This is a genomic window from Amycolatopsis sp. NPDC049691 (genome assembly GCF_040675005.1).
Classification (GTDB): domain Bacteria; phylum Actinomycetota; class Actinomycetes; order Mycobacteriales; family Pseudonocardiaceae; genus Amycolatopsis.
This window is the reverse complement of sequence record NZ_JBFANX010000001.1, coordinates 870,804-893,348: the sequence shown is the minus strand read 5'-3', so window position 1 is coordinate 893,348 and position 22,545 is coordinate 870,804. Positions and strand designations below refer to the sequence as shown.

The 22,545-nt window shown below is 72.9% G+C and carries 8 protein-coding genes; 3 read left to right on the top strand and 5 right to left on the bottom strand.

Annotated elements, in window-relative coordinates; genetic code table 11:
* Positions 1–24 precede the first annotated feature (24 nt).
* Positions 25–2,901, bottom strand: a complete 2,877-nt coding sequence (locus AB0J40_RS04080; protein WP_364447174.1) for a glycoside hydrolase family 9 protein — start codon at positions 2,899–2,901, stop codon at positions 25–27.
* Positions 2,902–3,135: 234 nt separating this feature from the next.
* Here AB0J40_RS04080 and AB0J40_RS04075 point away from each other — a divergent pair, with 234 nt between their 5' ends.
* Both AB0J40_RS04075 and AB0J40_RS04070 read left to right on the top strand, forming a co-directional pair.
* Positions 3,136–3,888, top strand: a complete 753-nt coding sequence (locus AB0J40_RS04075) for a glycoside hydrolase (protein WP_364447172.1) — start codon at positions 3,136–3,138, stop codon at positions 3,886–3,888.
* Between the two features lie 7 nt (positions 3,889–3,895).
* Positions 3,896–5,254: an endo-1,4-beta-xylanase gene (locus AB0J40_RS04070; protein ID WP_364447169.1), complete on the top strand. Its 1,359-nt coding sequence runs from the start codon at positions 3,896–3,898 to the stop codon at positions 5,252–5,254.
* A gap of 31 nt (positions 5,255–5,285) precedes the next feature.
* On the opposite strand, the gene AB0J40_RS04065 is transcribed toward AB0J40_RS04070, so the two are convergent.
* Complete coding sequence (locus tag AB0J40_RS04065; RefSeq protein ID WP_364447167.1) at positions 5,286–5,432, bottom strand: hypothetical protein; 147 nt, start codon at positions 5,430–5,432, stop codon at positions 5,286–5,288.
* A 59-nt stretch (positions 5,433–5,491) separates the two neighbouring features.
* On the opposite strand from AB0J40_RS04065, the gene AB0J40_RS04060 reads away from it, so the two are divergent.
* Positions 5,492–6,142 carry a DUF4230 domain-containing protein gene (locus tag AB0J40_RS04060; RefSeq protein WP_364447164.1) on the top strand — a complete coding sequence of 217 codons (651 nt, stop codon included), beginning with the start codon at positions 5,492–5,494 and terminating at the stop codon, positions 6,140–6,142.
* Positions 6,143–6,243: 101 nt separating this feature from the next.
* On the opposite strand, the gene AB0J40_RS04055 is transcribed toward AB0J40_RS04060, so the two are convergent.
* From AB0J40_RS04055 to AB0J40_RS04045, 3 genes are read right to left on the bottom strand one after another with little or no spacing between them, the layout of a single operon-like run.
* Positions 6,244–6,441 carry an MbtH family protein gene (locus AB0J40_RS04055; protein ID WP_364447161.1) on the bottom strand — a complete coding sequence of 66 codons (198 nt, stop codon included), beginning with the start codon at positions 6,439–6,441 and terminating at the stop codon, positions 6,244–6,246.
* Complete coding sequence (locus AB0J40_RS04050) at positions 6,441–7,694, bottom strand: MFS transporter (RefSeq protein WP_364447158.1); 1,254 nt, start codon at positions 7,692–7,694, stop codon at positions 6,441–6,443. Before AB0J40_RS04050 ends, AB0J40_RS04055 begins: the two co-directional genes overlap by 1 nt.
* Positions 7,691–22,540: a non-ribosomal peptide synthase/polyketide synthase gene (locus AB0J40_RS04045; protein WP_364447155.1), complete on the bottom strand. Its 14,850-nt coding sequence runs from the start codon at positions 22,538–22,540 to the stop codon at positions 7,691–7,693. The genes AB0J40_RS04050 and AB0J40_RS04045 overlap by 4 nt, the downstream gene beginning before the upstream one ends.
* Between the last annotated feature and the right edge of the window lie 5 nt (positions 22,541–22,545).

Genomic DNA, 22,545 nt, shown 5'->3' with positions numbered 1-22,545 from the left:
CTCTTCGGTGTCGGCTACCTCCACTCAGCCGCACGCCCTCCCGTCGACCGTGAAGACCGCCGGGCTGGTGTTGGTGCCGGTGTAGCTGCCGTTGAAGCCGATGGACGCCGACTGGCCCGGAGCCAGCGAGCCGTTCCAGGGCAGGGACGCCGCGGTGACGGCCGCCCCCGACTGCGTCCACGTCGCCGACCAGCCCTGCGTCACCTTCTGGCTGCCCGGGAACGTGAAGCCCAGCTTCCAGCTCGTCCACGGCGTCGTGCCGGTGTTCTTCACCGTGACCGCCGCCGTGAAGCCGCCGTTCCACGTGTTCGCGGAGTACGTCACCGCGCAGCCGCCCGCCGGTGTCGCGGGCTGGGTCGTGAACTGCGCCGACGGCGAGTCCTGGCTCGTCAGGCCGGCGCCGTTGCGGGCCACGACGACCACGGTGTACGCGGTCGACGGCGAGAGGCCGGTGAGCGTCGCCGTCGTGCCGGTGACGGTGGCGAGGACCGTGCGGGCCGAGCCGGCCACGCGGACCACGTCGTAGCTCTTGACGCCGCTCTCGGGGTCCGCGGAAGCCGGCCACGTCAGCGTGGCGCCGCCGCCCGTCACCGCGGACACGGCCGGGGTGCCCGGCGCCGCGGGCGCCGTCGTGTCCACAGTGGACGACGTCTTCTCGGCGACCCAGCCGGACAGCCAGGCCAGCGCCGAGTTCCAGTTGATCGCGACCTCGTTCACCGAGTACGCCTGGATGTCGTCGACGAAGCAGCGCTGGGGCGCGCACCCGGTGAGCAGCCGGGCCGCGGTCGGGTCCTGCAGGCCGCTATTGGGTCCGCCGGACAGCGCGCCCGGCGGTGCGGTCGGCAGCGACGCGTCCAGCTCGTGCGCCCAGAACCGGTGGTGCACGTTGCGCACCGCCTGGTCGCCGTGGCCGGAGACGTAGGAGTAGTTCGCGGGGTTGCGGCCGAGCAGGTAGTCCATCGCCGCGAACGCGCCGTCGCGGTACTTGTCCTGCTTGGTGAAGTCGTAGGCCAGCGCGAGCACGACACCGTTGTTGGCCACCAGGCCGTTGGAGCCCCATTCGTACGTGCCGTCGGCCGTCCGGTACGGCGCCGGGTAGCCCATGGTCGCCAGCTGCGCCAGGTGGCTGTCGGCGGTCGTGGTGATCGCCGTCCTGATCGCGGCGACGTCCGCCGCGGGCAGGTCGGTGGGCACCAGGGCCAGGGTGATGTCGCCGAGCGCGCCCGTCGAGGCCCAGTCGAAGCCGTGCGTGGTGAAGCTCTTCCCGCGGTAGAGCGCCGACCCGGTGACGTCGGTGCGGTACGCGCTCTTTCCCGTGGTGGCGAACAGTTCCGCGGCCGCCCAGTAGAACTCGTCGGTCACGGTGTTGTCGCTGTAGGTGCCGCCGCCGGTGCCGTCGTTGGGATCGGCCAGGACGTTCGGGTTGGCCTTCGCCGCCGCGTAGGCCTTCTCGGCCGCGGCGAGCAGCTTCGCCGAGTACGTGGGATCGATGGTCTGCCACAGCCGGGACGCCTGCGCCGCCACCGCGGCCATGTTCAGCGTCGCCGCCGTGCTCGGTGCCGACAGCCGGCGCGGCTGGCTGTCCTGGTCGGGCCGGGTGGGCAGGGCCGTCCACTGGGCGTCGTGGATCTTGTGGTGCACCATGCCCGCCTTCGGCTTGCCGTCGGGCACCTGCATCGAGAGCAGGAAGTCGACTTCCCAGCGGGCCTCGTCGAGGATGTCGGGCACGCCGTTGGCGCGTTCCGGGATCGCCAGCTTGCCGTCGCCCAGCGCGCTCGCGTCGCCCAGCCGGACCGCGCGCTCGTACTCGTCGAGCAGCTCCCACGCGGCGATGCCACCGTTGACGACGTACTTGCCGTGGTCGCCGGCGTCGTACCAGCCGCCGCGCACGTCGAGGGTGTAGCCGCAGTTCAGGTCCGACCGGCAGGGAACGTTGTCGTCGCCCTGGTTCGGTGCCACGTTGACGTGCCCGGCGGGCCGCGCGTAGCCGGCACCGACGTACGCGGCGTCGATCGCGATGCCGCTGCGCTGGTGGTAGAAGAACGCCAGCGAGTCGTACCGCAGCTTCTGCGGCCCGGCGGTGGAGATGTCGAACGGGAAGCTCGTCTCCGACCCGACGCTCAGCGTGTAGCCGGCCCCCGCGGTGTCATAAGCGGAGAAGTCGATTTCGTGCACGTTCTCGCCGGACGCCGCGTCCGCGCCGCGCGGCCGGGTCTGGCCGGTGGCCACGGCGGTGCCGGCGGAGTTCTTCAGCGTCCAGGTCTGCGCGGTGGCCGAGTCGCTGATCAACGTGGCCCGCTTGGGCAGGCCCGGCGCGTAACTTTCCTGGTTCACGCGGATGCCGCTGGTCGGCGGCAGGCCGCCGGGCGGGACGACGCCGCCGATGAGGGAGATGTTGTCGAGGCACACGGTGTTGGCGGCGGCCTGGCCACCGAACCAGAAAGCCAGCTGCCCGTTGCCGGCGGCCGGGAAGTCCAAAGTGGACGTGAAAGTTACACTGAAGTGCTGTGTCGAGGGGGTGACCGTCAGGTCGGTCCGCGAGATCTGCCGGTACGGCGAAACGGCTTCGCCCGCGACCGCCGAGATCTGCTGGGTGGTCGTCGCGTGCGCGTCGAACGTCAGGGTGTACTGCTGCCCCGCTTCGAACGGCACCCCGTTCTGGCCGGACAGCGCGTCGTAGCCGTTGGCCGTGCCGCCGGGGACGTCGGTGCAGAACTCCCCGCCGGTGACGTGGCCGGTCGTGCCCGACCCGGCCCACCACGGGTCGAAGGTGCCCGCGGAGAACGTGCCGTTGAGCAGGCGCTCGTAGTCCGCGGCGGCCGCGGGCGCGGTCCCTCCCGCCAGCCCGAGCGCCACCGCGACCAGCAGGGCCGGACCGGCCCGCAGCTTTCTTGCCCGCATTCGCCATCTCCTCGTCTTCGTCGGCGTACCGATGGTGATCCGGACTGAGAGCGCTCCCAGGTGACGGTAACCGCTCGCCCACGCCGTTGGCAATCGCGGCGAAACTTTCGAAGGGGTGCGGAAAATTGATCACCGATCAGGTCTTTGCTCACCGGTTGCGGTGTGGTTTCATCGAGGGCGGTCCGAGCTGAGAGCGCTCCCAGAAGCGTTCCCCACGACGAAGTGGAGCGGCACGTGAAACTGAAGCACGCCCTGTCCGCGGTAGCACTCTTCACGGCCGGCCTGCTGGCCCCGGTCGCCGTCGCGGCCCCCGCCGCGCACGCGGACACCCTCATCTGCGACCAGTACGGTTCGACCACGATCGGCGGCCGGTACGTGGTCATGAACAACCGCTGGGGCAGCAGCGCCCAGCAGTGCATCAACGTCACCGGAAGCGGCTTCCGCATCCAGACCCAGCAGGGGTCGACCAGCGGCGGCGCACCGCTGTCGTACCCGGCGGTCTACCTCGGGTGCCACTACGGGAACTGCTCCCCCGGCTCGCCCCTGCCGCGGCAGCTGAGCCGGATCGGCAGCGCGCCGTCGTCGATCTCCTACACCTACGTCGGCGGCTCGACCTTCGACGCCTCCTACGACATCTGGATGGACCCGACCGCGAAGACGAACGGCGTCAACCAGATGGAGCTGATGATCTGGTTCAACCGCGTGGGCGGCGTCCAGCCGGTCGGCGGCCGGGTCGGCACCACGACCATCGGCGGCCGGAGCTGGGAAGTGTGGCAGGGCAACAACGGCGGCAACGACGTGGTGTCCTACGTGGCCCAGTCCGCGATTTCGGGCTGGTCGTTCAACGTCATGGACTTCGTCAACGACGTCGACAACCGCACCCGCGTGGACCGGTCCTGGTACCTGACCAGCATCCAGGCCGGGTTCGAGCCGTGGAGCGGCGGCGTCGGCCTCGCGGTCAACTCCTTCTCGGCGAACATCGGTTGAGGCGGCCGTGAAACCCGCATCGCGCGCAGCGCTCGCCTCCGCGTTCTTGGCGACGTCGCTCGGGGTCTCGCTGGTGCTGGCCACCTCCGCCGGGGCGGCTTCGACGCTCGGCGCGTCGGCCGCCCAGACGGGCCGGTACTTCGGCACCGCCGTCTCGGCCGGGAAGCTCGGCGACTCCACGTACGTCGGCATCCTGGACCGCGAGTTCACCATGGTGACGCCGGAAAACGAGATGAAGTGGGACGCGACCGAGCCCAGCCAGGGCCAGTTCTCGTTCTCCGGCGGCGACCGCATCCTGAACCAGGCGGTCAGCACCGGCAAACGGGTGCGCGGCCACGCTCTGCTGTGGCACCAGCAGCAGCCGGGCTGGGCTCAGGGCCTCAGCGGCTCCGCCCTGCGCCAGGCCGCGATCAACCACGTCACGCAGGTCGCCACCCACTACAAGGGCAAGATCTACGCGTGGGACGTCGTGAACGAAGCCTTCGCCGACGGCGGTGGCGGCGGACGGCGGGACTCGAACCTGCAGCGCACCGGCAACGACTGGATCGAGGCGGCCTTCCGGGCCGCGCGGGCGGCCGATCCCGGCGCGAAGCTCTGCTACAACGACTACAACACCGACGGCGTCAACGCCAAGAGCACCGGCGTCTACAACATGGTCCAGGACTTCAAGGCCCGCGGCGTGCCGATCGACTGCGTCGGCTTCCAGTCGCACCTGAGCAACTCCGCCCCGAGCGACTACCAGGCCAACCTGCAGCGGTTCGCCGACCTCGGCGTCGAGGTCCAGATCACCGAGCTGGACATCTCCGGGTCGAACCAGGCCGCGGTGTACGGCACGGTCACCCGGGCCTGCCTGGCCGTCAGCCGCTGCGCCGGCATCACGGTCTGGGGCATCCGCGACACCGACTCGTGGCGCACCGGCGAGAACCCGCTGCTGTTCGACGGCAACGGGAACAAGAAGGCCGCCTACACGAGCGTCCTCGACGCGCTGAACGCCGGCGGCACCACGACCACCCCGACGACTCCCACCACGCCGACCACCCCGACGACCCCGACCACACCGACGACTCCGGGGCCGGGCGGCTGCACCAGCTCGGTGTCCCTGAACTCGTGGAACGGCGGTTTCGTGGCCACGGTGCGGGTGACCGCCGGGTCCAGCGCCCTCACCGGCTGGTCGGTGACGACGAACCTGCCGGCGGGCGCGGCCGTCACCAACGGCTGGAGCGCCGGCAACAGCGGCACCAGCGGCTCGGTGACCTGGACCAACGTGAGCTACAACGGCAGTGTCGCGGCCGGTCAGTCCACCGAGTTCGGCTTCCAGGGCACCGGCAGCGCCGAGGGCGTCACCTCGACCTGCACGGCCCGCTGACCTCCACTGTGGACAGAGCGTCGCCCGGGCGTCAGGCCGCCCGGGCGACGCTCGACGCCGTCACGGGCTCGGCGGGCGCTCCGAGCTTCTCGCCCTTGCGGTAGCCGCCGAAGATCAGCCCGAGCACCACGATGACGACGATGACCACCAGGATCCACAGCCACACGGACTTGCGCACACCGGACACGGTACCGCCGGACCCGCTTGACCGCGCGGCGGCGTGGGTAATCTTGCGGCATGGGTGCTTGGGGCAAGCGGCTCGTCGCGGTCGCGGTGGCAGTGGTGCTTTTGGCGGTGGCCGTGCTCGTCGCGTCGGCGGTGCACCTGTTACCCCAGTTGCGCAACCCGTTCGCCGAGAAGACGGAGGAACGCTCGGGCCCCGTGCTGCTGCAGTCGATCGTCGAGCTGTCCCGCTACGAGGCGGCGAGCGGTTCGTTCCAGGTGATCGTCGACATCACGACGAGCTCGATCCTGCCGAGCTTCCTCGTGGGCAGCGACACGATGTTCGTCGGAGTGGGCACGGACAACGCGTACGTGGACTTCTCCGGGTTGAAGGGCGACGCGGTCAAGGTCTCCGACGACCGCCAGTCGGCCACGATCACGCTGGGCCACGCCCAGCTGGAGCCGGCGACCCTGGACGTCAAGGAGTCCTATGTGTACGCGCAGCAGCAGGGCCTGTTCACCCGGATCAGCGACTTCCTGAACGGCAACCCGAATTCACAGCAGGCGCTGTACGAGCTGGCCCAGAAGAAGATCCAGGAGGCGGCGGGCAAGAGCACGCTGGTGGCCGACGCGGAGCGGAACACGAAGACGATGCTGGTGGGGCTGCTGCAGTCGCTGGGGTTCAAGAACATCACGGTGACCTACGCGGACAACGCGACCGGCTGACCGGGCGGCTCGCCGAGGTGCGGTGAGCCACCCGGTCACGGATTCGGAGCTTGGGAAGCCGGCCGGAATCGTGGCCGGCCGGTGCCGGTCCTCCGCCAGGGTCAGCCGGCCGACATCCGTTCCCGCAGGCTGCGGGGCCGCATGTCGGTCCACACCTCGTCCACGTGGTCCATGCACTCCTGCCGGGTCCCGCGCGTGCCGTCCGGCTGCCAGCCGGCCGGGACCTCCTTGTCCGCCGGCCAGAGGGAGTACTGGCCCTCGTCGTTGAGCAGGACCTGGTAGGTGGTGTTCTCGTCCATCAGGACTCCTTGGGGTTGACGGTTTCGACATCGGACACAGCAGGGAAGCCGCGGAGGGTCCGGCTGAACGTCGTCAGCACGGTCACCACCGCGATCGCCCCCGCGCAGGTGAGCACGGCGGCCGGATCGGGGAGGAGGTCGACGAGCCAGCCGCCCAGCGCCGGGCCGAGCGCCGCGGCCAGCCCGCCCGTCACGCCCATCACGCCGCCGAGGCGGCCGCGCAGCTCGTCGGGCGTGTAGAGCAGCTGGTAGGTGTTGATGGTCGTGTTCGCCGCCGGGGACAGGAACGCCATCGCCGCGAACAGCAGGCCCATCAGGTAGCCGTTGTGCACGAACACCGCCAGTGGCGTGAGCAGCGTCAGCCCCCAGAACACGCCGATGATCAGGGTGTACGGGCTGAACCGCCGGTGCAGGTACGGCGCGGCCAGCGCGCCGGCGATGCCGCCGCCGCCGAGCATCGCGGCCATCACGCCGATCTCGCCGGGCGGCACGCCGCGTTCGTTCGCCAGCACGATGATCACCAGGTAGTACGCGGCGAAGAACAGGTTCAGGACGATCGCGCACACCGCCGTGACGCGCACGCGCGGCTGCCGCCACACCCAGCGCAGCCCTTCGACGATCTCGCGGCCCAGGTGCGCGGGCGGCCGCTCGCCGGCCGGTTCGGGACGCGCGGGCAGGCGGACGAACACCAGCGACACGAACGCGACCACGTGCGCGACGACGTCGAAGACGAACGGCACGAACCGGCCCAGTGCGAACAGGAACCCGCCGAGCGCGGTGCCCGACAGCTGGCCGGCGCTGGTGCGCGCCGCGTTCAGCGCCACCGCCGACGGGACCTGCTCGGTGCTCACCAGCCGCGGCAGGCTGGCTTCCTCGGCGGGCTCGAACAACGCCCGGCACAGCCCCATCAGGACGGCGACGACGACGAGCTGCGCCACCCCCGCCACGCCCCACCACACGGCGAGCACCAGGCTCACCGCCCCGAGCGCCTGCACCGCCTCGCAGCCGAGCATGATCCGCTTGCGCGACCAGCGGTCCACCAGCGCACCGGCCGGCAGCCCGGCGACCAGCTGCGCGATCGCGACCGCGCCCAGCACCAGGCCGGACTGCGCGGCCGAGCCCGTGATCGCCAGTACCAGCAGGGGAAACGCGATCGTCGTGGTGCTGAACCCGGCCTCGGAGACGACCTGGCCGCTCCACAGCAGCCGGTAGTCGCGGTTGCGGGACAGCTTCACCTCGCTCGGCGCGCTCACGCGTCCTCCCCCCGGCAGTCGGCGGCGATGCGCCGCAGGGCTTCGGCGAAGCCGGCGGCGACGGCCTCGACCGTCGCGCGGTCGTGCCGGTCCGGCCGGAAGAACCAGGTGAACTCCAGCCGGCCGTCCCGGACACCGCCGACGACTTCCAGCAGGTGCGCCGGCACGTTCGCCGGGTCCTGCTCGCGGCCGATCGGCGGGTGCGACGCGCGGACGAGCCCGTCGCCGCCACCCGTGCCGCCGCCCTGGCCGAGGTAGTTGAACGCCAGCTGCGGAGCCTGCGCGCCCAGCTCGGGGAACCGGTAGGAGCGCAGGACGCCGTGGCCGAAGCCGTTGCCCGGCACGGCCCGCAGCTGCCGCCGCACGGACTTGACCAGCGCGCGCCAGTCCGCGTCCGGGTCGATCGTCAGCCCGACCGGGAACAGCGTGGTGAACCAGCCGACCGTCCGGGACAGGTCCACGCCGTCGAGGACCTCTTCGCGCCCGTGCCCTTCCAGGTCGATCGCGACGGAATCCTGCCCGGTCCACCGGCGGACCGCCCACGCGAGCGCGCTGAGCAGCACGTCGTTGATGCGCGTCCGGTACGCCCCGGGGGCCAGGTGCAGCAGGGCGTCGGTGTCGCGCTCGCCGATCTCGACCGGCACGGACCCGACCGCGGCCGTCCCCTCGCCGGTGTGGTCGAGCGGGAGCGCGCAACCCGGCAGTTCCCGCGCCCAGAACTCGCGCTGGTCGTCCAGGCCGCCGCCGACGGCGAACTCTCGCAGCCGCCGCGCCCAGTCGCGGAACGACGTCGTCTTCGGGCCGAGGTCCGGCTTCTCCCCCGCCAGGATCTGCCCGTAGGCGCGGTCGAGGTCCTCGACCAGGATGCTCCACGACACCGCGTCGACGACCAGGTGGTGCGCGGCGAGGAAGAGCCGGTCCGGCTCGAACAGGACCGCGCGCAGCTGCGGTGGCCGCGCCAGGTCGAAGCTCGCGTGCACCTCGTCGGCGACGGCTTCGGGGTCCGAAGTGGACAGTACCCGCAGCGGAACGGCCGCTTCGGGGGCGTCGTTGTGCTGCCGCCACTCCCCGCCGTCCCGGGTGAACCGCAGCCGCAGGGCGTCGTGGTGGGCGACGACCGCGTCGAGTGCCTGCTGCAGCGCCTCCTCGTTCGGCGGACCCGCCAGTTCGAGCAGTACGGACTGGTTGAAGTGGGCCGGGTTCGCCGGTTCCGCGTCGAGGAACCACTGCTGGATCGGCGTGAGCGGCACGTCCCCGACGACGGCCTTGTGCTGCGCCCGGTCCCCGTCGTCCGCGGTGACCACGGTCGCCAGCGACGCGACGGTCTGGTGGGCGAACAGGTCCTTCGACCGCATCCGCAGTCCGGCCAGCCGGGCGCGGTGCACGACCTGGATGCTGAGGATCGAATCCCCGCCCAGCTCGAAGAAGTTGTCGCGCGCCCCGACCCGGTCGCGGCCCAGCACCTCGGCCCAGATCGCGGCCAGCGCCGGCTCGACCGGCCCCGACGGCTCGACGTACCGGTGTTCTTCGGCGTCGGCGTCCGGCAGGGCGGCCCGGTCGAGCTTTCCGTTGCGGGTCACCGGCAACGCGTCCAGCGCCACGATCGCCGAGGGCAGCATGTAGTCCGGCAGCGAGCGGCCGAGGAACTCGCGCAGGTCCGGTTCGGCGTCCGGCACGACGTAGGCGATCAGCCGCCCGTCGCGGGCGAGCACAGCCGCGTCGGTGACGGCGGGGTGTGCCCGCAGCGCGGCTTCGATCTCGCCGGGTTCGATGCGGTGGCCGCGGATCTTGACCTGTTCGTCCGCGCGGCCGTGGTAGACCAGCTCGCCGTCCGGCCGCCGGGTCACCCGGTCGCCCGAGCGGTACATCCGCTCCCCCGCCCGCCCGAACGGGCAGGCGACGAACCGCGACGCCGTCAGGCCGGGCCGGTCCAGGTAGCCGCGGGCGAGCCCGTCGCCGGCGATGTACAGCTCGCCGGGGATGCCCGGGGGCACCGGGTTCAGCCCGGCGTCGAGCACGTGGAGCCGGGTGTTGCGGATGGGGTGGCCGATGGGGACCGGGCCGGCGGGGACGGTGTCCCCGGGTTCGACCCGGTACTCCATGCAGCCGACCGTCGTCTCGGTCGGCCCGTACTCGTTGATCACGGTCGCGCCCGGGTGGGCGTGGCGCCACCGGTCCAGCACGTCGCCGAGCAGCTGCTCGCCGCCGACGACGAGGTCCCGCGGGTCACCCGCCAGGACGGGCAGGTGGCTGGGCGTCGCCTTGAGGAACGTGCACGGCACGGGCTCGGCTTCCAGCACGTCGGCGACCCGGATGCGGCCGCCGGCCACGAGCGGGCCGAACAGCGTCGTGACGGTGAGGTCGAACGACACCGAGGAGTGCAGCACGGCGGTGCCGCCCAGCCCCGGGTACGCGTCCACGGCCCAGCGCAGGTAGTTCGCCGCCGCCCGGTGGCTCACGACCACGCCCTTGGGGCGGCCGGTCGAGCCGGACGTGTAGATGACGTACGCCGGGTGCTCCGGATCGATCGTCACTTCCGGGGCGTGGTCCGGGAAACCGGACGCGTCGACGTCTTCGACCACGCAGACCGGACGCGCGTCTTCGAGCATGTAGGCGATCCGGTCGGCCGGGTAGCCCGGGTCGATCGGGACGTACGCCGCGCCGGTCTTGAGCACCGCCAGCAAAGCCACCAGCAGCTCCGCCGACCGCGGCAGCCGGACCGCGACCCGGGTCTCCGGCCCGGCCCCGGCGGCGATCAGCCGGTGCGCCAGCCGGTTGGCGCGGACGTCGAGTTCGTGGTGGCTGAGCGAAAGCCGGTCGTCGGACACGGCGACGTCGCCGGAGTCGTGGCGCAGCAACGCGGGCAGGGTGACGTCCGGCCGCGGGTCTCGCGGGGCCGCGGCCAGCACGTCCTCGCGTTCGCCGGGCAGGAACAGCGAAAGGTCGCCGACGGGCCGGTCCGGGTCCGCCGCCGCTTCGGCCAGCAGGACCCGCAGCCGCGCGGCGACGCGCTCGATCGTGGCCGCGTCGAACAGGCCGGTGCTGTAGTTGATCGCCCCGCGCAGCGCGCCGTCGTGCTCCTCGAACTGCACGAGCAGGTCGAAGGTCGCGGTCGTCATCGGCAGCGCGACCTCCTCGGCCGAGAGGGTGCCGCCGCCCGGTTCGTCGCCGGTGTTCTGCAGCGCCACCATCACCTGGAACAGCGGCGTCCGGCTCGAGTCGCGGACCGGCTGCACCGCGTCCACCACCCGCTCGAACGGCACGTCCTGGTGGGCGAAGGCGTCGAGGACCGTCGAGCGCACCTCGGCGAGGAACTCGCGGAACGGCCGCCTGCCGTCCACTGTGGACCGCAGTACCAGGGTGTTGACGAAGAAGCCGATCAGCCGCTCCAGCTCGGGCCGCTCCCGGCCGGCGGTGACCGTGCCGACCGCGACGTCCTCCTGCCCGGCCCACCGGGCGAGCAGCACCTGGCAGGCGGCTACGAGGGTCATGAACAGCGTGCCGTCGCCCTCGCCCGCCAGCTCCTTGAGCCGCGCGGTCACCTCGGCCGGCACGGTGAACTCGACCCAGTCGCCCTCGGTGGTGCGCACCGGCGGACGCGGCCGGTCGGTCGGCAGCTCGAGCGGCGCCACGCCGTCGAGGCGCTCGCGCCAGTGGCCGAGCTGCTCGGCGAGCACCGGGCCGTCGAGGGATTCCCGTTGCCAGACGGCGAAGTCGGCGTACTGCACCGGCAGTTCGGGCAGGTCCGGTTCCGCGTCCTGAGTGAACGCGGTGTAGCAGGCGTCCAGCTCGGACGTCAGCACGCCGGCGGACCAGCCGTCGGTGACGATGTGGTGCAGTGCCAGGAGCAGCACGTGCTCGTCGGCCGACCGCCGGAACAGGCGTGCGCGCAGCAGCGGCCCGGTGCGCAGGTCGAACGGCTTCCGCAGCTCGCTTTCGAGGGCCTCTTCGGTGAAGTCCTCGACCGGCAGCTCGACCTCGTAAGGCTCGTGGACGAGCTGGACGCCCCGGCCGTCGACGGTGGCGAACGTCGTCCGCAGCGACTCGTGCCGGGTGACGACGGCGGTCAGCGCCCGGCGCAGCGCGGGCACGTCGAGTTCGCCGCGCAATCGCAGTGCCGTCGGCGAGACGTACTCGGTGCCGCCCGGTTCGAACTCGTCCAGGAACCAGAGCCGTTGCTGTGCGAAGGAAAGCGGCAGGGCGCCGTCCCGCGGCACCGCCGGGATGGGCCGTGCGGTGGCCCGCACGGCGGGCAGCCCGGCGGCGAACCGGTCGAGCGTGGGCGCGGTGAACAACGCGCGCGGCGAGACCTCCACGCCGAACTCCGCGCGGACGCGGGAGGTGATCCGCATGCTCGTGATCGAGTCGCCGCCGAGTTCGAAGAAGCTGTCGGTGCGCCCGACGCGGTCCAAGCGCAGCACGTCGGCCCAGATCGCGGCGAGCCGGCGTTCGGTCGTCGTCCGCGGCTCGACGTACTCGGCCTCGGCGTCCCGCCCGGGTGCGGGCAGCGCGGCGCGGTCGATCTTCCCGTTGCGGTTCAGCGGGATCGCGGTGAGGGCCACGAACGCCGACGGCACGAGGTAGTCGGGCAGGCGGCCGCGCAGCCAGGTCCGCAGCTCGCGGATCTCGCCGACGACGTAGGCGACGAGCCGGCCGTCGCGGGCCACCACCGTCGTGTCGGTGACCGCCGGGTGCTGCCGCAGCGCCGCTTCGATCTCGCCCGGCTCGACGCGGAAGCCGCGGATCTTGACCTGGTCGTCGACGCGGCCGAGGTAGTCCAGCCGGCCGTCGCTGCTCCGGCGCACGCGGTCGCCGGTGCGGTACATCCGGGTCCCCGGCGGCCCGAAGGGGTCGGCGACGAACCGGTCGGCGGTCAGGCCCGGCCGGTTCAGGTAGCCGCGGCCCAGTTGGGGACCGGCGAGGAACAGCTCCCCCGCGACGCCGTCGGGGACGGGGTGGCCCGCCGCGTCCAGCACGTAGGCCGCGAGGTTGGCGAGCGGCCGTCCGATCGACGGCCGGTCGCCGGTGACGGGGGCGTGCGTGGCGTCGACGGTCACTTCGGTCGGGCCGTAGTAGTTGTGGGCGGAGACGCCGGACCCGGCCAGCTCCCGCCACAGCGCCTCGCCGGTCGCCTCGCCGCCGACGAGCACGGTGGCGGGCCGGTGGTTCCCTTGCAGGAGCCCGGCGCCGAGGAGCTGCTGCAGGTACGTCGGGGTGAGGTCGAGCAGGTCGATCCGGTGGTCGCGGACGTACCGGACGGCCGCGTGCGGGTCGAGCCGGGTGTCGTCGTTCAGCACGTGCAGCTCGTGGCCTTCGATCAGGGCGAGCAGGGGCTCCCAGGAGGTGTCGAAGGAGAAGGACGCGGTGAGCGCGGCGCGGACGCGGGGCCCGCCGAGGAAGACGCCGCGGTGGTTCGCGAGCATGTTCACCAGGCCGCGGTGCTCGACGAGCACGCCTTTCGGCCGGCCGGTGGAGCCGGAGGTGTAGAGGACGTAGGCGGTGTTCGCGGGCCCGGGGCGGACCGCGACGGCCGCACCCGGCCCCGAACCAGTGCCCTCGGCGGCAGCGAACCCGGGCCCGGCGACCGCATCCGGCGCCGGCTCGGTGCCCTCCACCACCACCGGCCGCCCGTCCTCGGCGGCCGCGACCGCATCCGGCGCCAACTGCAGCTCGGTGCCGTCCAGCACCACCACCGGGCGCGCGTCCTCCACCAGCACCCGCACCCGGTCCTCCGGCAGCGCCGGATCGATCGGCAAGTAAGCCGCCCCGGCCTTGAACGCCGCCAGGATCGCGATCACCGCCTCGGCCGAGCGCGGCAGCCGGATCGCCACCACCCGCTCGGGTCCGGCCCCCGCCGCAGCCAACCGGCGCGCCAGCTCGCCGGCCCGGGCGTCTAGTTCGGCGAACGTCAGCCGCGTGTCGCGGAAGACCAGCGCGGTCTCGCCGGGGATCCGCGCGGCCGTCGCTTCGAAGACGTCCAGGACCGTGCCCGCCGGGACATCGAGCGCGGCGCCCACCCCGGCTTCGGCCAGCTCCCGCCGTTCCTCGGGCGTCGTGAGAGACAGCTCCCCCACCCGCCGGTCCGGGTCGGCCGCGATGGCACGCACGAGGTGGGCGAGCTGCCCGGCCAGCCGCCGGACCGTCGGCTCGTCGAACAGCCGCGGGTCGTAGGACAGCTCGAGGCCGAGCCGGTCGTGCAGGAAGGCGGTGAGGTTCAGCGGGTAGCTGGTGGTGTCGAGGGAGCTGACGTCCAGCACCCGCACACCGTCCTGGGCGCTGTCGCTGATCGGGTAGTTCTCGAAGACGACCACGCTGTCGAACAGCGCCGTGCCCGCCGGGACCGCGGTGAACGCCTGCAGCCGCGACAGCGCGAGGAAGTCGTAGCGGCGCGCTTCGGCCTGCTCGCCCTGGATCGCGCGCAGCCACCCGGCCACCGGCAGTCCATTCTGGACTTCGATGCGGGTCGGCACGGTGTTGATGAACATGCCGATCATCGCCTCGACGCCGGGCAGCTCGGCCGGCCGCCCGGAGACCGTGGTGCCGAACAGGACGTCGGACTCGCCGCTGTGGCGCGCCAGCAGCAGCGCCCACGCGCCCTGGACGATCGAGTTCACCGTCAGCGCGGCCGCCTTCGCCACCTCGCGCAGGCGAGCCGACTCGTCGGCGGACAGCTCGACGCGCACCTCCGCGGCCGATTCGGCGCGGTGGGCCTCCTGCGGACGGCGGTCGTACGGCAACGGCGTCGGAGCCGCGAACCCACCGAGCGCCTCCCGCCAGTGCCGTTCGGCTTCGCCGTGGTCCTGCGCCGCCAGCCAGGCCAGGTAGTCGCGGAACGGGCGACGCGGGGCCAGCTCGGCGGTCCGGCCGCCGGCGATCGCCGCGTACTGCTCGGCCACCTCGCCGAACACCTGGGCCGTGCTCCAGCCGTCGAGCAGGACGTGGTGCGACGTCCAGACCAGCTGCACCTCGTCGTCGGCGACGCGGGCGATCTCCAGGCGCATCAACGGCGGCGCCGTCAGGTCCATGCCCGCGGCCTGGTCGGCTCGGAGCAGCGAGGCGAGCGCCGTTTCCTGCTCGTTCTCGGTCAGGTCGCGCCAGTCGTGGTGGCCGACCGGGACACGGACCTGCCGGTGGACGCGCTGGAGCGGTTCGTCGACGCCGTCCCAGACCATGCTGCTGCGCAGGATCGGCGTCCGGTCCACCACGCGCTGCCACGCTTCGGCGAGCGCGCGCGGATCGCGGACCCCACCCAGCCGCAGGCGGAACTGGTCGAAGTACGCGCTCGAACCGCGGTCGACCAGGCTGTGGAACACCATCCCGGCCTGCAGCGGGGTGAGCGGGTAGATGTCCTCGACGTCCCGGCCGTCGCCGGCGAGCCGGTCGACACCGTCCTGGTCGAGCCGGGCCAGCGGGAAGTCCGACGGGGTGCGGCCGCCGGCGCCGGCGCAGTGGTCCACCACCTCGGCCAGCGCTTCGACCAGCTCCGTGGCGAGCGCGCGGACGGTGGGCTCGTCGTGCACCTCGTCCGAGTACTCCCAGGTGAAGTGCAGCTCACCGGCTTCGACGACGCCGACGACGTCGAGCAGGTACGGCCGGGTGCCGTCGGGGTCGCTGTCGTGCCCGAGGGCTTCGCCGCGGCCCCGGTACCACCCTTCGCCGTCGACGTCCCACCGCCCGTGGTAGTTGAAGGAGATCCGCGGGGCGGGGTCGTCGCGGAGGGCGGCGCCGGGTGCGCCCGGCGGGCTCAGGTAGCGCAGGGCTTCGTAGCCCGCACCCTTGTCCGGCACGGCCCGCAGCTGTTCCTTGACCGCTTTGAGGACGTCGCCCCAGTCCCCGTCGGGCACCGTGAGAACCAGTGGGTACTGGGCGGTGAACCAGCCGATCGTCCGGGAGAGGTCCAGCGGGGCCGCGATTTCCTCGCGGCCGTGACCTTCCATCGCGACGACGACGCGCGGGCGGCCCGTCCAGCGGGCGAGCACCCGGCCGAGGGCGCTGAGCAGCACGTCGTTGACCTCGGTGCGGTACGCCGCCGGCACGTCGCGCAGGAGCGCGGCGGTCTCGGCCCGGCCAAGTGACACCGAGACCGCGCGCGCCGACTTCGCGCGGTTGCGGCCGGGGTGGTCGACCGGGAGGTCCGTCCGCGCACCGCGGAGGGCAGTTTCCCAATACGCGGTGTGCTTGTCGAGGCGTCCCGTTTTCACGTGCTCGGCCAGCGACCGGGCCCAGTGGGTGAACGAGCTGCCGACCGGTGCCAGTGCTTCGCCGTGGTAGGCGCGGTCGAGGTCGCCCAGCAGGATGCGCCAGGAGACGCCGTCCATGACGAGGTGGTGGGCGGTGAGGAACAGCTGGGGCGGGCGGTCGGCGAAGGTGAACAGGACCACCCGCCAGACCGGGCCGCGCGCGATGTCCACGGACGTCTGCGCGCGGACGGCTTCGGCGTGCATCGCGGCGACGACGTCGTCCACTTCGGACAGGTCGGCGTGCCGGAGGACGTCGGCGGTCTCCGCGGCGGCGGGCTCCTGCCGCCAGGTGCCGTCCGTGCGGGAGAACCGCATGCGCAGGGCGTCATGGCGTTCGGTCACCGCGGCGACCGCGCGCACGAGGCGTTCTCTGTCCACAGAGGACAGTACGACGTGGACGGACATGGTGAGCCGCCACGGCTCGTCGAGGTGTTCCACCAGCCACGACTGGATCGGGCCGAGCGGCGCGGGTCCGGTTTCTTCGGCGAGCACGGGCGCCGCGCTCGCCGTGGCGATCCTGGCCAGTTCGGCGACGGTCTGGTGCTGGAAGAGGTCCCTCGACGAAATCCCCAGGCCCGCCTGGCGGGCGCGGGCGACGACCTGGATGCTGAGGATCGAGTCGCCGCCGAGGCCGAAGAAGTTGTCCTCGACGCCGACCCGGTCGACGCCGAGCACGGCCGACCAGACCTCGGCCAGCACCGACTCTTCGGGCGTGCGCGGGGCCACGTAACGGGTCTCGGTGCGCGCGCCGGGTTCGGGCAGCGCCTTGTGGTCGAGCTTGCCGTTGGCGTTGAGCGGCAGCTCGGCCAGGCCGACGAACACGGCCGGAACCATGTGCGCGGGCAGGGAGCGGCCGAGGAATTCGCGCAGTGCGGTGGTGCCGGGCACGGTCCCGGTCAGGTAGGCGACGAGCCGGCGCGTGTCGCCGGTGCCGTGCGCGACGACGGCGGCGCCGGTCACGTCCGGGTGCGCGGTCAGCGCCGCTTCCACCTCGCCGAGTTCGATGCGGAAGCCGCGGATCTTGACCTGGTGGTCGGCGCGGCCCCGGTAGGCGAGTTCGCCACCGGAGGTCCAGCACAGCAGGTCGCCGGTGCGGTACATCCGCGTGCCGGGTGCGCCGAACGGATCGGCGACGAACCTCGACGCGGTCAGCCCCGGCCGGTTGAGGTAGCCGCGGGCGAGCCCGGCGCCGGCGACGTACAGCTCGCCGGTGACGCCGGGCGGGACCGGCGCGAGGTCCGCGTCGAGGACGTAGGCGCGCAGGTCCGGGATCGGCACGCCGACGGTCGCGGGGCCGTCGGCGTCGAGGACGCGGTGGGTGACGTGCACGGTGGTCTCGGTGATGCCGTACATGTCGACCAGCCGCGGGCCGTCCGGGTGCCGGCGGCGCCAGTCCGCCAGCCGCAGCGGATCCAGGGCTTCGCCGCCGAAGACGACGTACCGCAGGCTCAGCGGCGGAGACGGCAGGGTGCCGAGCCGGTAGAACGCCGACGGCGTCTGGTTCAGCACGGTCACCCGTTGCTCGGCCAGCAGCGTCAGGAAGTCCTCGGGAGCCCGGACGACGTCGGCCGGGACCACGACGAGCCGGCCGCCGTGCAGCAGCGCGCCCCACAGTTCCCACACCGAGAAGTCGAAGGCGTAGGAGTGGAAGAGCGTCCACACGTCCCGGTCGTCGAAGCCGAACCAGTGCGCGGTCGAGGAGAACAGCCGGGTCACGTTGGCGTGCGGGACGAGGACGCCCTTCGGCACGCCGGTCGAGCCGGAGGTGTAGATGACGTACGCGGTGTTCTCCGGCGCTACCCTCACTCCGGGGTCGGTCTCCGGCCGCTCCTCGGCGTGTACGTCGTCCACCACGCAGACGGGCTGGGCGTCGGCGAGCATCGCCTCGATGCGCGCGGGCGGGTAGTCCGGGTCGATCGGCAGGTAGCCGGCGCCGGACTTGAGCACGCCGAGGATGCCGGTGACGAGGTCGGCCGAGCGCGGCAGCCGCAGCGCCACCAGGCGCTCGGGCCCGGCGCCTTCGGCGATCAGCCGGTGGGCCAGCCGGTTCGCCCGCCGGTCGAGTTCGCGGTAGGTCAGCTCGGTACCCTCGTGCGTCACGGCGACGGCGTCCGGCGTGCGCGCCACCTGCGCGGCGAACAGCTCGGGCAGCGTCGCTCCCCGCTCCGGCAAACCGGCGGGATTCCACTCGCGCAGCACCAGTTCGCGCTCGGCGCCGGTCATCCACGGCAGCGCGCCCAATGCGCGCGCCGGGTCCGCCGCGATGCCGTCCAGGAGGGTGCGCAGCCAGCCGGTGAGCCGCTCGATCGTCGCCGCGTCGAACAGGTCGGTGTTGTAGTTGACGAGCGCGTCGAGCCGCCCGGCCGTCTCGTGGAAGTGGACCATCAGGTCGAAGCCGGCGGTGACGATCGGCGGCGCCAGCTCTTCGACGTCGAGGCCGGGCAGGGCGGGCCGGGCGTCCGGGGTGTTGTGCAGCACGACCATCACCTGGCACAGCGGCGTACGGCTGGTGTCGCGCTCGGGCTGCAGGTCGTCGACGACGCGGTCGAACGGGACGTCCTGGTGGGCGAAGGCGTCCAGCACGGTGTCGCGCACGTCGCCGAGGAACTCGCCGAACCCGCGGCTCAGGTCCACAGTGGACCGCAGGACGAGGGTGTTGACGAAGAAGCCGATGAGGCCTTCCAGCTCGGTGCGCTCGCGGCCGGTGACGACGGTGCCGACGGCGACGTCGTCCTGTCCCGACCAGCGGGCGAACAGCAGCTGGCAGGCGGCGAGCAGCGTCATGAACAGCGTGCCGCCGTGCTGCCGGGACAGTTCCTTGAGCCGGGCGGTCGTCCCGGCCGGGACGCCGAACTCGTGCAGGGCACCGTTCTTCGTGCGGACCGCCGGGCGCGGCCGGTCCGTGGGCAGGTCCAGTACCGGGACGCCGTCGAGGCGGTGGCGCCAGTAGCCGAGCTGGTCGGCGAACTCCGTGCGGTTCCGTTGCCAGACCGCGTAGTCGGCGTACTGCAGGGGCAGCGGCGGCAGTGCCGGGTCCTCGCCGCGGGTGAACGCGGCGTAGAGCGTGGCGAGTTCGCTCAGGAGCACGCCCGAGGACCAGCCGTCGGTGACGATGTGGTGCAGCACCAGGGTGAGCACGTGGTCGCCGGGCGCCAGCCGGGTCACCGTCGTGCGCAGCAGGGGTCCGGTGCGCAGGTCGACCGGGCCGGTGGCGCTGTTCAGCGCGTCGGCCAGGTCGCCGTCCCGCACCGGGACCTCGACCGCGTACGGCGGGTGGACGATCTGGACGCCGCGGCCGTCGACGGTCGCGAACGTCGTGCGCAACGATTCGTGCCGGGCGACCAAAGCGGTGAGTGCTTGGTTCAACGCCGTGGTGTCCAGCTCGCCGCGCAGGCGCAGCACGGTCGGCGAGACGTATTCGGTGCTGCCCGGCTCGAACTCGTCGAGGAACCAGAGCCGTTGCTGGGCGAAGGACAGCGGTGCTTCGAGCCGGCCGCCGTCGCGCGGCAGGAGCGGGATCGCCGCCTGCGGGGCGGCCGCGTCGGGAAGCTGCGCCGCCAGCCGCGCCGGCGTCGGCGCGGTGAAGACGAGCCGGGCCGGGACGTCGGCGCCGAGTTCGTCCCGCAGCCGGGAAACGACCCGGATGCCGAGCAGCGAGTCGCCGCCGAGGTCGAAGAAGTCGTCGTCGACGCCGACGCGCTCGACGCCGAGCACCTCGGCCCAGACCCGGGTCACCAGGCGTTCGCGCTCGTCCCGCGGGGCCACGTACTCGGTGGCGGCCGCGAGGTCCGGCGCCGGCAGGGCCCGGCGGTCCAGCTTGCCGTGCCGGGTCAGCGGCAGCCGGTCCAGGCGCACGAAGGCCGACGGCATGAGGTGCGCCGGCAGCGTCCGCGACAGCTCGGCTTTCAAGCCGGCGAACTCCGCTTCGCCGACGACGTAGGCGACGAGCCGGCCGCCACGCACGTCCACCGCCGCATCGGTCACCAACGGCCGCAGCGCCGCCTCGACCTCGCCCGGTTCGATCCGGAACCCGCGCACCTTGACCTGGTCGTCGATCCGGCCCAGGTGTTCGAGCTGCCCGGCCACCCAGCGGACGCGGTCGCCGGTCCGGTAGAGCCGGGATCCCGGTTCGCCGAAGGGGTTCGCGACGAACCGGTCGGCGGTCAGGCCCGGCCGGCCGAGGTAGCCGCGGGCGAGCTGCGCCCCGGCGAGGCAGAGTTCGCCGGGCACGCCGGGCGGGACGAGCCGGAGGTGCTCGTCGAGGACGTACGCGCCGACGTTGCCGAGCGGGCGGCCGATCAACGGGCGGTCCCCGGTCACCGGGGCGCAAGTGGCGTCCACTGTGGACTCGGTGGGCCCGTAGTAGTTGTACGCGGCCGTGTCCGAGGCGGCCAGCTCCCGCCACAGGTCGCGGTCCATGGCCTCCCCGCCGACCATCAGGAACCGCGGGCGGTGCTCGCCGCTCAGGAGCCCGGCGGGCAGCAGCTGGCGCAGGTAGGACGGCGTCACGTCGAGGAAGTCGACGCGCGAGTCGCGGACGTACCGGGTGAGCGCGGCCGGGTCGAGCCGGGTTTCGTCGGTGATCAGGTGCAGTTCGTGGCCGTCGGCCAGCAGCAGCGGACCTTCCCAGGAGGTGTCGAACGACAGCGTCGCGGTGAGCGCCACCCGCATCGGCTCGCGGCCGAACACGGTCCGGTGGTTCGCCAGGAGGTTGACCAGGGCCGCGTGCTCGACGACGACGCCCTTGGGCGTGCCGGTCGAGCCGGAGGTGTGGATGACGTAGGCGGCATCGGCGGGGTGGGGCCCGGCCGGTCTCGACCCGCCGGCAGGCACGACGGTGCCGTCCAGCACGACCACCGGCCGCGTGTCGTCGAGCAGGACCCGGATGCGCTCGGCCGGCAGCCCGGGGTCGACGGACAGGTGCACCGCACCCGCCTTGAGCACGGCGAACAGCGCGACGATCGCCTCGGCCGAGCGCGGCAGCAGCACGGCGACCACGCGGTCCGGCCCGGCGCCGCGCGCGGCCAGGTCGGCGGCGAGCGCGTCGGTGCGGGCGGTGAGTTCGGCGAAGGTGAGCCGGACGTCCCCGCAGACCAGCGCGGTCGCGTCCGGCCGGGTCCGCGCCTGGTGGTCGAGGAGGTCGACGACGGTCGTCGCGGGGACGTCGAGCGCGCCGCTCCCCCATGCCGGCAGGGTGGCTTCTTCGGCCTCGGTCGTCAGCGGCAGGTCGGCGATCCGGCGGTCCGGGTCGGCGGCGATTCCGGCCAGGAGCCGCAGGAGGTGGGTGAGCAGGCGGTCGATCGTCGCGGCCTCGAACAGCTCGGTGCTGTACTCGACGAGCCCGGCCAGCCGGCCGCCGGACTCCTCGAACTCGAGGGAGAGGTCGAAGTTCGAGGAGTCGCGAGCCACCTCGGCCGGCTCGACGGCCAGGCCGGGGAAGGAAAGCGCGCCGCCGGCGGTGTGCAGCAGCACCATGACGTCGAACAGCGGGTGGCGGCCGGGGTCGCGGCCGGCGTGCACGGCGTCGACGAGTTCCTCGAACGGCACGTCGTCGTGGGCGAAGGCGTCCATGACCGTCCGCCGCGCGGTGGCGAGGTGGCCGGCGAACGACCCGGAAGTGTCCACTGTGGAGCGCAGCACGACCGTGTTGACGAAGAACCCGACGACCCGGTCCAGTTCCGGCCGGTCGCGGCCCTGCACGACGGTGCCGAGCGCGATGTCGTCCTGCCCGGTGTAACGCGCGAAAAGTGCCTGGCAGGCGGCGACCAGCACGGTGAACAACGTCGTCTCGGAGGTCCGGGCCAGCTCGGCCAGCCGCCGGGCGACGTCGTCGGGGACGGTGAACTCGCGGACCGCGCCGGCGGTGCCGCGGGTGGCCGGGCGCGGGTGGTCGGCCGGCAGGTCCAGGGGTGTGCTCCCGGCGAGGTGCTCCTTCCAGTACGCGAGCCCGGCGGCGCGGGTCGGCCGGTCGTGCTGCCACAGCGCGAAGTCCGCGTACTGCAGGGGTTGCGGCGGCAGCTCGGCCTGCGCACCGTCGCGGTAGAGCAGCCCGAGTTCTTCGGTGAGCACGCCCATCGAAGCGCCGTCGGTGGCGATGTGGTGGACGCAGACGAGCAGCACGTGCTCGGCCGGGCCGACGCGGGCCAGTACGGCACGCAGCAGTGGCCCGTGTTCGAGGTCGAACGGCCGCACGTACTCCTCGCGCAGCACGGCGTCGAGGTCGGCCGGGGCGACGTCGACGACGGGCAGCGGCACGTCGTACGGCGGCTGCACCACCTGCACGCCTTCGCCGTCGATCTCGGTGAAGGTGGTGCGCAGGGGCTCGTGCCGGGCGACGAGCAGCCGCAACGCGGTGCCGAGGGCGGCGACGTCGAGGTCGCCGGTGAGGCGCAGGGCGAACGCGCTGTTGTATTCGGGGTCGCCGGGCCGCAGCCGGCTGAGGAACCAGAGCCGGCGCTGGGCCGACGACAGCGGGATCGGGCGGGAGCGGTCGGCGGCGGCCGGGATCTCCGGCGTGCGCGCGCCCGCTCCCGCCATCCGCCGCCGCAGCGCTTCCTGCAGGTGGGCGGGCAGCGCCGCGATGCGGTCCTGTCGGGACGTGGTCATGGAGC

Bases quoted from the DNA above. Each gene is read 5' to 3' on its own strand.
- AB0J40_RS04060 (WP_364447164.1), top strand. From the start codon at position 5,492: ATGGGTGCTTGGGGCAAGCGGCTCGTCGCGGTCGCGGTGGCAGTGGTG.
- AB0J40_RS04055 (WP_364447161.1), bottom strand. From the start codon at position 6,441: ATGGACGAGAACACCACCTACCAGGTCCTGCTCAACGACGAGGGCCAG.
- AB0J40_RS04045 (WP_364447155.1), bottom strand. From the start codon at position 22,540: ATGACCACGTCCCGACAGGACCGCATCGCGGCGCTGCCCGCCCACCTG.
- AB0J40_RS04080 (WP_364447174.1), bottom strand. From the start codon at position 2,901: ATGCGGGCAAGAAAGCTGCGGGCCGGTCCGGCCCTGCTGGTCGCGGTG.